General features: G+C 60.0%; 11 protein-coding genes. 10 read left to right on the top strand and 1 reads right to left on the bottom strand.

Annotated features, from left to right (window positions below; all coding sequences use genetic code 11):
- Nucleotides 1–11: 11 nt before the first annotated feature.
- From ACR0MJ_RS12205 to ACR0MJ_RS12180, 6 genes are all read left to right on the top strand, one after another.
- Nucleotides 12–1,493, top strand: a complete 1,482-nt coding sequence (locus ACR0MJ_RS12205) for a UDP-N-acetylmuramoyl-L-alanyl-D-glutamate--2,6-diaminopimelate ligase (protein WP_480761156.1) — start codon at nt 12–14, stop codon at nt 1,491–1,493.
- Nucleotides 1,490–2,908 carry a UDP-N-acetylmuramoyl-tripeptide--D-alanyl-D-alanine ligase gene (locus tag ACR0MJ_RS12200; RefSeq protein WP_480761154.1) on the top strand — a complete coding sequence of 473 codons (1,419 nt, stop codon included), beginning with the start codon at nt 1,490–1,492 and terminating at the stop codon, nt 2,906–2,908. The genes ACR0MJ_RS12205 and ACR0MJ_RS12200 overlap by 4 nt, the downstream gene beginning before the upstream one ends.
- On the top strand, nt 2,908–3,990 hold the full coding sequence (gene mraY, locus ACR0MJ_RS12195; protein WP_170392049.1) for a phospho-N-acetylmuramoyl-pentapeptide-transferase: 1,083 nt from the start codon (nt 2,908–2,910) through the stop codon (nt 3,988–3,990). Before ACR0MJ_RS12200 ends, mraY begins: the two co-directional genes overlap by 1 nt.
- A complete protein-coding gene (locus ACR0MJ_RS12190; protein WP_480761152.1) occupies nt 3,987–4,517 on the top strand; it encodes an AAA family ATPase in 531 nt (176 codons plus the stop codon). Before mraY ends, ACR0MJ_RS12190 begins: the two co-directional genes overlap by 4 nt.
- A gap of 13 nt (nt 4,518–4,530) precedes the next feature.
- Entirely contained in the window at nt 4,531–5,925 is a 1,395-nt protein-coding gene (gene murD / locus ACR0MJ_RS12185; RefSeq protein WP_480706981.1) for a UDP-N-acetylmuramoyl-L-alanine--D-glutamate ligase, read from the top strand.
- Nucleotides 5,926–6,037: 112 nt separating this feature from the next.
- Entirely contained in the window at nt 6,038–6,412 is a 375-nt protein-coding gene (locus tag ACR0MJ_RS12180) for a glycine zipper family protein (protein WP_255611713.1), read from the top strand.
- Here ACR0MJ_RS12180 and ACR0MJ_RS12175 read toward each other — a convergent pair.
- Nucleotides 6,409–7,587: a BaiN/RdsA family NAD(P)/FAD-dependent oxidoreductase gene (locus ACR0MJ_RS12175; protein ID WP_480761149.1), complete on the bottom strand. Its 1,179-nt coding sequence runs from the start codon at nt 7,585–7,587 to the stop codon at nt 6,409–6,411. The genes ACR0MJ_RS12180 and ACR0MJ_RS12175 overlap by 4 nt on opposite strands.
- A gap of 194 nt (nt 7,588–7,781) precedes the next feature.
- Here ACR0MJ_RS12175 and ACR0MJ_RS12170 point away from each other — a divergent pair, with 194 nt between their 5' ends.
- The 4 genes from ACR0MJ_RS12170 to murC all read left to right on the top strand — a co-directional run bounded on the left by ACR0MJ_RS12170 (nt 7,782) and on the right by murC (nt 12,013).
- Nucleotides 7,782–8,117 carry a cupin domain-containing protein gene (locus ACR0MJ_RS12170; protein WP_480761148.1) on the top strand — a complete coding sequence of 112 codons (336 nt, stop codon included), beginning with the start codon at nt 7,782–7,784 and terminating at the stop codon, nt 8,115–8,117.
- Nucleotides 8,118–8,349: 232 nt separating this feature from the next.
- Nucleotides 8,350–9,513, top strand: coding sequence for a putative lipid II flippase FtsW (gene ftsW / locus ACR0MJ_RS12165; protein ID WP_480761147.1), 1,164 nt, complete (start codon nt 8,350–8,352; stop codon nt 9,511–9,513).
- Nucleotides 9,513–10,610, top strand: a complete 1,098-nt coding sequence (locus ACR0MJ_RS12160) for a UDP-N-acetylglucosamine--N-acetylmuramyl-(pentapeptide) pyrophosphoryl-undecaprenol N-acetylglucosamine transferase (RefSeq protein ID WP_480761145.1) — start codon at nt 9,513–9,515, stop codon at nt 10,608–10,610. Before ftsW ends, ACR0MJ_RS12160 begins: the two co-directional genes overlap by 1 nt.
- Complete coding sequence (murC, locus tag ACR0MJ_RS12155; protein ID WP_170512296.1) at nt 10,607–12,013, top strand: UDP-N-acetylmuramate--L-alanine ligase; 1,407 nt, start codon at nt 10,607–10,609, stop codon at nt 12,011–12,013. Before ACR0MJ_RS12160 ends, murC begins: the two co-directional genes overlap by 4 nt.

Genomic DNA, 12,013 nt, shown 5'->3' with positions numbered 1-12,013 from the left:
AAAGGTGGGTCATGGGCAATCGGTCAAAGAAACTCAGCGAACTGGCCCTGACCGCACGGGGAGGGGCCAATCCCGAAATCACCGGTCTGGCTGTTGACAGCCGCGAGGTCAAAGACGGTTTCCTCTTTGCAGCCCTTCCCGGCACCCGAGTCCATGGTGGAGACTTCATCCAATACGCCTTGCGCATTGGGGCCGCCGCGATCCTGACGGACGCGAAAGGGGCCGAGATCGCCACCGACGAACTGGCCGCATCCGATGCTGCGCTGATCGTCACGGAAGACCCCCGTCAGGCACTGGCAGGGGCCGCCGCCCTTTGGTTTGGCGCGCAACCGCAGACTATCGTGGCGGTCACCGGCACCAATGGAAAAACCTCGGTCGCCAGTTTCGTCCGCCAGATCTGGACCGAGCTTGGACTTGCCGCCGTCAACCTGGGCACCACCGGTGTCGAGGGCGCATGGACTGCGCCGCTGGCTCATACCACACCCGAGCCGATCACTCTGCACCGCTGTCTTGCCGAGGCTGCCGAAAATGGCGTGACCCATGCGGCGATGGAGGCCTCCTCGCACGGGCTTGAACAGCGTCGCTTGGACGGGGTGCATCTGACCGCTGCCGGGTTCTCGAATTTCACGCAGGATCATCTGGACTATCACGACACGTTCGAGGCCTATTTCGCAGCCAAGGCGGGTCTGTTTGATCGTGTGCTGCCCGAAGACGGGGTCGCTGTGGTCAACCTTGGTGATCCCAAGGGTGCCGAGATGCGCAAGATCGCCGAGGCACGCGGCCAGAATATCATCACCGTAGGCCCTGAGGGTTCTGATCTTTGTCTTCTTAATCAACGCTTTGACGCGACCGGGCAGGATTTGCGCTTTTCATGGAAAGGCAAGGCCTATCAAACCCGCCTGAATCTGATCGGCGGCTTTCAGGCCGAGAACGTTTTGCTGGCTTGCGGATTGGTCATCGCGGCGGGCGAGGACCCCGACCGCGTGTTCGAAACCTTGCCGCACCTGATCACCGTGCGCGGACGGATGCAGCTGGCTGCCACCCGCGACAACGGCGCGGCGGTGTTTGTCGATTACGCGCATACGCCGGATGCCGTGGCCACTGCACTGAAGGCGATGCGCCCGCATGTCATGGGACGTCTGATCGCCATTGTTGGTGCAGGCGGTGACCGAGACGCCACTAAACGCCCATTGATGGGGCGGGCCGCTGCTGAAAACGCCGATGTGGTCTTTGTTACCGATGACAACCCACGCAGCGAAGACCCGGCCACCATCCGCGGCGCTGTCATGTTGGGCGCACCCGAAGCCACGGAAGTCGGCGACCGGGCCGAGGCCATCCTGCGCGGCATCGACGCGCTGCAACCGGGCGACGCTCTGCTGATTGCGGGCAAGGGACACGAAACCGGCCAGATCGTCGGAGATCAGGTCCTGCCCTTTGACGATGTGGAACAGGCCAGTATCAGCGTTGCCGCGCTGGACGGGAGGGTCGCATGACGCTCTGGACCGCAGCCGAGGCCGCAGAAGCCACCAACGGGCGCGCCACCACCGATTGGCAGGTGAACGGCGTCTCCATCGACACGCGCACCCTGCAGCCGGGTGACCTGTTCGTTGCGTTGAAGGCTGCCCGCGACGGCCATGAATTCGTCGCCCAAGCGCTTGAAAAAGGCGCAGGCGCAGCGCTTGTGTCGCATATTCCCGAAGGCGTGCCCGAAGATGCACCGCTGTTGATCGTCGACGATGTGCAGACGGGTCTAGAGGCGTTGGGGCAGGCGGCCCGAGCCCGGACAGGTGCGCGCGTGGTGGGGGTGACTGGCAGCGTGGGTAAAACCTCGACCAAGGAAATGCTGGCCAGCATTCTGGAGACGCAAGGCAAAACTCATGCCAGCGTCGCCAGCTACAATAACCATTGGGGCGTGCCTTTGACGCTGGCGCGAATGCCGCGCGACACCGAGTTCGCGGTGATCGAGATCGGCATGAATCATCCGGGCGAAATCGCTCCGCTGGCGCGTCAGGCGCAACCGCATGTGGGGCTGGTGACCACAGTAGCCGCCGTCCACCTCGAAGCCTTCGACTCGGTTGCGGGTATTGCTTTTGAAAAGGCTGCGATCTTCGACGGGCTGGCCGAGGGCGGCACCGCTATCGTCAACGCCGATATCGAACACGCGGGCATCTTGCGCGACTGCGCCGCTGCGCATGGTGCAAGGATCGTCGAATTTGGCCACAAGGCGCGGGACTATGCCCTGACCAACGTGCTCCAAGGCCCTGACTCGGTGCGGGGACACGGTATTGTCGGCGGCGCAGACATCACATTCGATGTCCAATCCGCGGGAACTCACTTTGCTATGAATGCGCTGGGCGCTCTGGCGGCCTGTGTCGCGCTGGGGGTCGATCTGGATCAGGCGATTGCCGGTCTGAGCGGCTGGTCTCCGGTCAAAGGGCGCGGTGTGCGCGAGGTGATCGCGCTGCCAGATGGCGGGCAGATTGAACTGCTCGATGACAGCTACAACGCCAATCCAACCTCGATGGAGGCCGCTCTCGACGTGCTGTCTGCGTCGGCGGGCAAACGCAAGATCGCGTTTCTGGGCGACATGAAAGAGCTTGGTGCGCAAGAGCAGGCGATGCACGCCGCCATGGCCGAGGTGCCTGCGATGGCGCATGTTGATCAGGTTCATTGCATCGGCCCGTTGATGCAAGCGCTGCATCAGGCTCTGCCCGAGGGCAAGCGCGGGTTGTGGACGGAAACCAGCGATGAGATGGCCGCCCATCTGCCGGAATTGATCCGTAGCGGCGATGTAGTGATGGCCAAGGGCTCTCTCAGCATGGCTCTGGCGCAGATCGTTGACGGTCTGCGGCAAATGGGGCATGGCAGCGCGCCAGAGAGCCGCCGTATTGTGAGAAAGGTTTTGTAATGCTCTATTGGTTAACCGCCCTGTCGGACGGAGGGGATTTCTGGAACCTCTTCCGCTATATCACCTTCCGGGCAGGGGGCGCCTTTCTGACTGCGCTGATCTTTGGGTTTTTGTTCGGAAAACCCTTGATCAACGTATTGCGCAAACGGCAAGGCAAAGGTCAACCGATCCGCGATGACGGCCCCGAGGCGCATCTGTCCAAGGCCGGGACCCCTACCATGGGCGGGCTGCTGATCGTGGGTGCGCTGGTCACCTCGACCCTGATCTGGGCGCGCTGGGACAATCCATATGTCTGGATGGTACTGTTCGTGACGCTGGCCTATGCGGCCATCGGCTTTGCGGACGATTATGCCAAGGTCTCAAAGCAGAACACCAAGGGCGTTTCCGGTAAGATGCGGTTGGCGCTGGGGATCATCATCGCCGTGCTGGCGTCACTCTGGGCGACGCTGCACCATCCCAGCGATTTGCAAAACCAGCTGGCTCTGCCGGTGTTCAAGGATACGCTGATCAATCTTGGCCTTTTCTATATCCCCTTTGCGGTGATCGTAATTGTGGGTGCGGCCAACGCGGTGAACCTGACAGATGGTCTGGACGGGCTGGCGATCATGCCCGCGATGATCGCGGCCTCGACCCTTGGTGTAATTGCCTATGCGGTTGGGCGGGTCGACTTTACCGAGTATCTTGATGTTCACTATGTACCTGGGACCGGTGAAATCTTCATCTTCACTTCAGCGCTGTTTGGCGCGGGGCTGGGATTCCTGTGGTACAACGCCCCTCCGGCGGCGGTTTTCATGGGTGATACCGGATCACTGGCTCTGGGTGGTGCGCTGGGCGCGATTGCCGTGGCTACCAAACACGAGTTGGTATTGGCAGTCGTGGGCGGGCTGTTCGTGGTTGAAGCTTTAAGTGTGATCATCCAGGTTCTTTATTTCAAACGGACCGGAAAGCGGGTGTTCCTGATGGCGCCGATCCATCACCATTATGAGAAAAAGGGCTGGGCTGAACCCACCATCGTGATCCGGTTCTGGATTATTTCACTGATCTTAGCGATGATCGGGCTGGCGACGCTGAAAGTCAGATGAGCCCGCGTTGCGTCGTGCTTTCTGGATGCTCCGGTGGTGGCAAATCAACACTGCTGGAGGAGATGGACCGACGCGGATATTCAACAGTTTCCGAGCCGGGTCGTCGTGTCATTGCCGAGGAAAGACAAGGTGGTGGTCGCGCTCTGCCTTGGGTCAACTCCGAGGTATTCTGCCGCCGGATCATTGAACTTGCGATATCAGACTTCAACAATGCCAAAGATGATCTTGTGCTATTTGATCGTTCGGCATTGGACGCGCTGATTTGGTTTGATCGAACCGTTACACCGTTGGAGACCAAAGTGCGTGAACAGATACTGCACTTGGGCTACGACCCATGCGTGTTTCTCTTTCCTCCTTGGCCTGAGATATTCGAACAGGATGATGACCGGCGGCACAACTTGGCCGCAGCTATTGCGGAATACGATGCTTTGTGCGACCGGTTACCAGACTATGGGTTCGTAATAGAAAACATTCCAAAAGGGCCGGTCTCTTGGCGGGCGGACTGGCTGGAAGAGCGGCTCGGATAGAAGGTGTATGGCAATGATCCCGGTCAAAGGGTTTTCAGGGCAGAAAGTAGCGGTTCTGGGGCTAGGTCGGTCGGGTCTGACCACCGCACGAGCGCTGCGCGCTGGCAGGGCTGAGCCGATCTGCTGGGATGACAACCCCGCCGCGCGTGAAGCGGCAGAGGTCGAGGGATTCTCGTGTGTCGATCTGCGCCGCCACGGGGCGTTTGACGATATTGCCGCACTAATTGTCTCGCCCGGCATCCCTCATCTCTACCCCGCGCCGAACCCGGTTGTGGCCGCTGCGTTGGAAGCCGGAGTTCCGGTCGACAATGATATAGGTCTGTTCTTTCGCTCTTTCGCAGGCCCTGAATGGAACAACTACGACATCCCACCGCGCGTCATCGCGGTGACGGGATCGAATGGCAAATCAACCACCGCTGCGTTGATCCAACATATCCTGACCGAGGCCGGGCGCGACTCGCAACTGGCGGGTAACATTGGGCGCGGCGTGCTGGACATCGACCCAGGTGGCGATGGATCGGTCGTGGTACTGGAGCTATCGAGCTACCAGACCGAACTGGCCCGCGCACTGACGCCGGATGTGGCGGTTTTCACCAATCTTTCACCTGATCACTTGGATCGACATGGTGGAATGGGTGGTTACTTTGCCGCCAAACGTCGCCTGTTCGCCGAAGGAGGTCCAGACCGCGCCGTGATCGGGATAGATGAGGCCGAGGGCGCGTTTCTAGCCGGGCAACTGGCCGAGGGGCCGTCGGATGACCGGGTGATCCGCGTCTCGGTGGCGCGCAAGCTGACCGGGTCGGGTTGGCAGGTCTTTGCCCGCAAGGGTTTCCTGTCGGAATACCGCAAGGGCCGTCAGGCCGGATCGATCGACCTGCGTGAGATCAAGGGCCTGCCCGGTGCGCATAATCACCAGAACGCCTGCGCCGCCTATGCCGCCTGCCGTTCGCTGGGCCTTGCTCCGCGCGTGATCGAAGACGCGCTGCACAGCTTCCCGGGTCTGCCGCACCGCAGTCAGATCATCGCCGAGGCGGACGGCGTGACCTATGTGAATGACTCGAAAGCCACCAACGTAGATAGCGCCCTCAAAGCCTTGAGCGCGTTCAAGAAGATACGTTGGATCTGTGGCGGGCTTGAGAAAGAAGGCGGGCTTGAGGCGCTGAACGGGGCAGGGGACCACGTAATCAAGGCCTACGTCATCGGGCGTGAGGCGGCGAGCTTTGCAATGCAGTTGCAGGCCGATGCGCAAGTCTGCACCACTATGGAAGCGGCGGTTATGCAGGCCATGGCCGATGCGCAGCCCGGTGAAACCGTTCTATTGGCACCTGCTGCGGCCAGTTTCGACCAGTATGACAACTTCGAACAACGTGGCGATGACTTCGTGGATCAGGTTAAAAAACGCCTCTGAAAGCAATGCGTTTGCAATAGATCGCCGGTTCGGCGAAGCTGTGGGCCTATCTGCTTGACGCACTGCCTGCATTGGTTTTTGCCTTCAGGAAATTCAACACGAGGTCATGAATATGCCAAACCGTAAACTTCTTCTGGTCGTTCCAGCGCTGCTGGCTGCTGCGGCTTGCACCAATACCGGGGCCAACTATCAGCCCGTGATCGATGGCCCTGTAGGCCCGAACTACAACTCGGACCTGTATCAGTGCCAGCAACTTGCAGCCTCGCAGGCCAGCGTTGACGGATCGACCGCAGGTAATGCCGCAATCGGCGCTGCAGGTGCTGCAGCCGTCACCGGCATCGTTCAGGACAGCAGCGACAACCTGGGTCGCGCCGCCGTTGCCGGTGCGTTGGTTGGTGCAGGTGCTGACGTGATCAACAAGAACCAGAACAAGGAAGTCATTGTGCGCAACTGTATGCGCGGACGGGGTTACAACGTCGTAGGCTAACGGCTTGCGATGGCACTTCCGGCGGCGTGGCCCGAGGACCACGCCCATTGGAAGTTGTAACCGCCAAGCCAGCCGGTGACATCCACCGCTTCACCAATGACATAGAGGCCGGGGACATCCCTGGCCTCCATCGTTTTAGACGACAGCCCGTCAGTGTCGATCCCGCCCAGAGTGACCTCGGCGGTGCGATAGCCCTCGGTGCCCGACGGCGTAAGCCGCCAGTTGGACAATGCGGCGATCAGTTCCGACAGCGCCGTGTCTGACTGATCCGCAAGATTGCCCTTCATCGGGATATGGTGTGCGAGGTATTCCACCAGACGCGTGGGCAGGTGGCGTGCCAATTCGGTGGTCAGCGCCTTGCGCCCAACAGCCTGCCGCTGATCGCGAAGCAGATCGTATAAAGGCAAATCGGGGATCAGGTTGACCCATATTGCCTCACCCTCGCGCCAGTACGAAGACAATTGCAGCACCGAAGGACCGCTCAACCCGCGATGGGTGAACAACAAAGCCTCGTCGAAACTGCTGCGCTCGTTTGATAGTCGAGCGGGCAGAGAAACGCCTGACAAGTCTTTGAACCGCCCGTCCGAAAACGTAAACGGCACCAGAGCCGCCCGCGTCTCGGTTATCTGCAGCCCGAATTGCTGCGCGATGTCATAGGCCAACCCCGTCGCGCCCATTTTGGGGATCGATTTGCCACCCGTGGCCAGAACCAGATTACGACAGGTCAGAGGGATGTGCTTGCCATCGCGTTCGACATCCAAAGCGAAACCGCTTTCGGTTTTGCGCAAGTTGCGCAGCGACGTCTGCACCCAGAGCTCGGCCTCGGCCTTGACCATTTCATTCAGCAGCATCTGGACGATCTGTTTCGAAGACCCGTCGCAGAATAATTGCCCAAGCGTTTTTTCATGCCATGCAATGCCATGGCGATCGACCAGTTCGATGAAGTCCCACTGTGTATATCGCGCCAGCGCTGATTTGCTGAAATGCGGATTCTGAGACAAGAAATTGCCCGGTCCCGCATACATATTGGTGAAATTGCATCGTCCACCACCCGAGATGCGGATCTTTTCTCCGGGAGCTTTTGCATGGTCGATCACCAGCGCCTGGCCACCGCAATGGGCTGCGCACATCATGCCAGCCGCACCGGCACCAAGGATGATCGTGTCGAAATCCATGTGCTGCGCATGGCGTGGATTGTGAGCGAAGGCAAGAGCGCAAACCAAAACGGTGCGTGTGTGGATCTTTTAAGTTCCTGGGTGGCACCTGGGCTTGTGTCATCTGATATGCGGAATTTCAGTGGCATTGCGCACTGACGTGCTAAGCTCGGTGCCAATGCTCACCCGTTAGATATTGTTTAAAGGATAAAACTATGCGGTTTCCAAACTTCATTACGGACTTTCCAGGACTGGACGTACCATTTTCCGAAGATGTCGTGCAGACAGCAGTCATTCGATCTGATGCTGGTTTGGTCGCCTTTTTTACTTTTCTAAAAGATATGGAACTCCCACTGCATTCGCATGGAGCCCAGTGGGGTACGGTGGTGGAAGGCGAAATTGAGCTTACAATTGGCGGAGACACGAAAGTTTATCTGCCCGGTGACAGTTACTCGATTCCGGCCGGAGTGGAGCATGGCGGACGCATCAAGGCGGGTTCCCGGGTGATCGACGTGTTTGAAGAACCTGACAGATACCCTATTAAAGACTGACGTTTTGCTGTTTGAACAATGACGTGGGGTGCGGTTGATAATAACCGCGCCTCTGTGCACCTCGGATCAGAACGTGCATCTTGATTGCAGCCGCGTTTGACGCCGTCCAGGTCATTGCCCGGGAATTCCGGTTCTGCCTGTCATTCTGCTAGCCCAAATGTAAAAATCCCTGTAGACTCTCAATCAGATCCCGAAAACGGGACGTTAACGAGGCAGATAGTGGCGGTATCTCATGACTGAGATGGTGTATGGCGCGGTCCAGGACCAGCGCGGAGAACCGATTCTTCCGAAGTGGTGGCGAACGATTGATCGCTGGACGATGTCCTGCGTCCTGATCCTGTTTGTCATCGGGCTTTTGCTGGGGCTAGCCTCGTCGCCGCCACTAGCGGGGCGTAACGGGTTCGATCCTTTTCACTATGTAGAACGTCAGGCGATCTTTGGCGGGCTGGCGCTGGTCGCGATGCTGCTGACCTCAATGATGTCGCCGACACTGGTGCGGCGGCTGGCGATTCTGGGCTTTCTGGCCTCGTTCGTGGCGCTGGCCTTCCTGCCGATCTTTGGCACCGATTTTGGCAAAGGCGCGGTTCGCTGGTATTCGCTGGGTTTTGCCTCGCTGCAGCCTTCGGAATTCCTCAAGCCCGGTTTTGTCGTGGTGGCCGCATGGCTGCTGGCCGCGTCGCAGGAAATCAACGGCCCGCCGGGTCGGTTGTGGTCCTTTGCACTGTGCATGGCCATCGTGGCGATGCTGGTGATGCAGCCTGACTTCGGGCAGGCCTGCCTGATCCTCTTTGGTTGGGGCGTAATGTATTTTGTCGCCGGAGCCCCGATGCTGCTGCTGGTCGGCATGGCCGGGCCGGTCGTTCTAGGTGGGATGCTGGCCTATTCCAACTCGGAACACTTTGCCCGCCGCATCGACGGTTTTCTCAATCAGGAGCTCGATCCGACCACCCAACTTGGATACGCAACCAACGCCATCCGCGAGGGTGGCTTGTTCGGCGTCGGCGTGGGTGAAGGCCAGGTGAAATGGTCTCTGCCCGATGCGCATACGGATTTCATCATCGCCGTAGCGGCCGAGGAATACGGGCTGATCCTGGTGCTGATTATCATCGCGCTCTATTCGCTGATCGTCGTGCGCTCGCTGCTGCGGCTGATGCGCGAACGCGACATGTTCATCCGTCTGGCTGGCACTGGTCTGGCCTGCATGTTTGGCGTGCAGGCTATGATCAACATGGGCGTCGCCGTGCGTCTTCTGCCCGCCAAGGGCATGACGCTGCCGTTTGTCAGTTATGGCGGATCCTCCCTGATTGCAGGCGGCATCGCGGTTGGCATGTTGCTGGCCTTCACCCGAACCCGCCCGCAGGGCGAGCTAGGCGACATTCTGCGCGGACGAGGCTGATGGGCAAACCTTATCTACTAATAGCAGCAGGTGGCACCGGGGGCCACATGTTCCCTGCGCAGGCGTTGGCCGAGGCGATGCTGCAGAAAGGCTGGCGTGTGCGCCTGTCCACCGACCCGCGCGGAGCGCGCTATACCGGCGCGTTCCCCGCAGACGTCGAGATTGTCGAGGCATCCTCGGCCACCTTCGCCCGAGGCGGATTAGCGGCCAAGATGTTGGTTGGACCCAAGATTGCTGCTGGAGTCACTAGCATGGCTGCGCAGATGATCCGTGACAAGCCGGATGTGGTGGTGGGCTTTGGCGGCTATCCGTCGATACCGGCGCTGGGCGCGGCCATCCTGCTGAAGCTGCCGCGTATGATCCATGAACAAAATGGCGTTCTGGGCCGGGTAAACCAACTGTTTGCCACGCGTGTGGCTCAAGTGGCCTGTGGTGTCTGGCCCACCGATCTGCCTGAAGGGTCCAAGGGCATACACACTGGTAACCCGGTTCGCGCCTCCGTTCTTGAACGCGCTGCTGCCCCCTATATCCCGCCTGGGGAGTACCCGATGTCCGTCCTGGTGATGGGCGGCTCTCAGGGCGCACGTATCCTCAGTGACGTGGTGCCGGGTGCCATCGCTGCGCTGCCTGAAGATCTGCGCGGGTATATCCGCGTCTCGCATCAGGCCCGCGATGAGGATGGTGAACGGGTCAAGGCCTTTTACGCCGATCACGGCATACGCGCCGATGTACAGCCTTTCTTTGACGACGTACCTCGCCGTATGTCCGACGCGCAGCTGGTTGTCAGCCGGTCAGGTGCCTCCAGTATCGCCGACATTTCCGTGATTGGCCGCCCGTCGATTTTGATCCCGCTTGCCACGGCTGCCGGAGATCATCAAACAGCCAATGCGCGTGGATTGGTTCAGGCAGGCGGTGCGATCATGATCCCCGAAAACGCCCTTGACGTTCCCGCGCTGACACAGCAAATGACCACGGTTCTCACCAACCCCGAAGCCGCACAGCAAATGGCCCATGCCGCGCTATCGGTCGGGGCACCGGACGCCACCGAGCGTCTGGTCGCCCTTGTCGAGCAACTGGCGCAGAAGGAGACCTCATGAATCCAGCAACCAAACTGCCGCAGGACGTCGGACCGATCCACTTCGTGGGCATCGGTGGGATCGGGATGTCGGGTATCGCAGAGGTGCTTTTGAACCTTGGCTACCGTGTACAAGGTTCGGACTTGAAAACCTCGAAGATTACTGACCGGCTGGCTGGGCTGGGTGCTGAGATTTTCGAAGGCCAGCGTGCCGAGAACTTGCAGAACGCCGCCGTGGTCGTGGTCTCAACTGCGATCAAACCGGGGAACCCGGAACTGGACGAGGCACGCGCGCAGGGCCTGCCCGTCGTCCGTCGCGCCGACATGCTGGCGGAACTCATGCGCCTGCGCTCGAACATTGCCATCGCCGGAACTCACGGTAAGACCACAACAACCACTATGATGGCGGAACTGATGGTCGCCGGCGATTTCGATCCCACCGTCATCAATGGCGGCATCATCCACGCCTATGGGAGCAACGCCCGCATGGGGCAGGGCGAATGGATGGTGGTTGAAGCGGATGAGAGCGACGGCTCATTCAATCGCCTGCCTGCAACCATCGCCATCGTCACCAATATCGACCCCGAGCATATGGAGCACTGGGGCGATTTCGACCAACTGCGCGACGGGTTTTACGAGTTCGTCTCGAACCTGCCGTTTTATGGCTTGGCCGTCTGCTGCACAGATCATGCCGAGGTGCAGGCGCTTGTTGGCCGCATCTCCGACCGCCGCGTGCGCACCTATGGTTTCAACGCACAGGCCGATGTGCGGGCCGAAAACCTGACCTATAAGGGTGGCGTCGCCCATTTCGACATCCACCTACGCCATGAAGACAAGGTGATCGAAGGTTGCACCTTGCCAATGCCCGGCGACCACAATGTCTCTAATGCGCTGAGCGCCGTGGCCGTGGCCCGTCATCTGGGCATGAAGGCCAGTGAAATCCGCGATGCGCTGGCCGATTTCGGCGGCGTCAACCGCCGCTTTACCAAGGTCGGGGAAATTAACGGCGTCACCATCATCGACGATTACGGCCACCACCCGGTCGAAATCGCCGCTGTTCTCAAGGCCGCACGTCAGGCCACCGAGGGCCGCGTCATCGCAGTCCACCAGCCGCACCGCTACTCCCGCCTGTCCGACCTGTTCGACGATTTCTGCACCTGCTTCAACGACGCCGACGTAGTCGCTATTGCGGAGGTCTTTGCTGCAGGCGAAGATCCGATCGAAGGTGCCAGCCGTGACGATCTTGTGCAGGGCCTGATCCGCCACGGCCACCGCCACGCGCGCGCGATCTTGAACGAAGAAGACCTGGCCCGCCTTGTCCGTGAACAGGCCCGCCCGGGCGATATGGTCGTCTGCCTCGGCGCAGGTACGATCAGCACCTGGGCCAACGGTTTGCCTGACCGGTTAATCGCCAAAGCGAGCTAA

Source organism: Ruegeria sp. C6 (genome assembly GCF_056537625.1).
The sequence above is the reverse complement of the archived record's forward strand: the minus strand, read 5'-3'. Positions and strand labels throughout refer to the sequence as shown.

What these genes read in the sequence shown, in the direction of transcription:
- ACR0MJ_RS12205 (WP_480761156.1), top strand. Translation starts at nt 12, where the DNA reads ATGGGCAATCGGTCAAAGAAACTCAGCGAACTGGCCCTGACCGCACGG.
- ACR0MJ_RS12200 (WP_480761154.1), top strand. Translation starts at nt 1,490, where the DNA reads ATGACGCTCTGGACCGCAGCCGAGGCCGCAGAAGCCACCAACGGGCGC.
- mraY (WP_170392049.1), top strand. Translation starts at nt 2,908, where the DNA reads ATGCTCTATTGGTTAACCGCCCTGTCGGACGGAGGGGATTTCTGGAAC.
- ACR0MJ_RS12190 (WP_480761152.1), top strand. Translation starts at nt 3,987, where the DNA reads ATGAGCCCGCGTTGCGTCGTGCTTTCTGGATGCTCCGGTGGTGGCAAA.
- murD (WP_480706981.1), top strand. Translation starts at nt 4,531, where the DNA reads ATGATCCCGGTCAAAGGGTTTTCAGGGCAGAAAGTAGCGGTTCTGGGG.
- ACR0MJ_RS12180 (WP_255611713.1), top strand. Translation starts at nt 6,038, where the DNA reads ATGCCAAACCGTAAACTTCTTCTGGTCGTTCCAGCGCTGCTGGCTGCT.
- ACR0MJ_RS12175 (WP_480761149.1), bottom strand. Translation starts at nt 7,587, where the DNA reads ATGGATTTCGACACGATCATCCTTGGTGCCGGTGCGGCTGGCATGATG.
- ACR0MJ_RS12170 (WP_480761148.1), top strand. Translation starts at nt 7,782, where the DNA reads ATGCGGTTTCCAAACTTCATTACGGACTTTCCAGGACTGGACGTACCA.
- ftsW (WP_480761147.1), top strand. Translation starts at nt 8,350, where the DNA reads ATGACTGAGATGGTGTATGGCGCGGTCCAGGACCAGCGCGGAGAACCG.
- ACR0MJ_RS12160 (WP_480761145.1), top strand. Translation starts at nt 9,513, where the DNA reads ATGGGCAAACCTTATCTACTAATAGCAGCAGGTGGCACCGGGGGCCAC.
- murC (WP_170512296.1), top strand. Translation starts at nt 10,607, where the DNA reads ATGAATCCAGCAACCAAACTGCCGCAGGACGTCGGACCGATCCACTTC.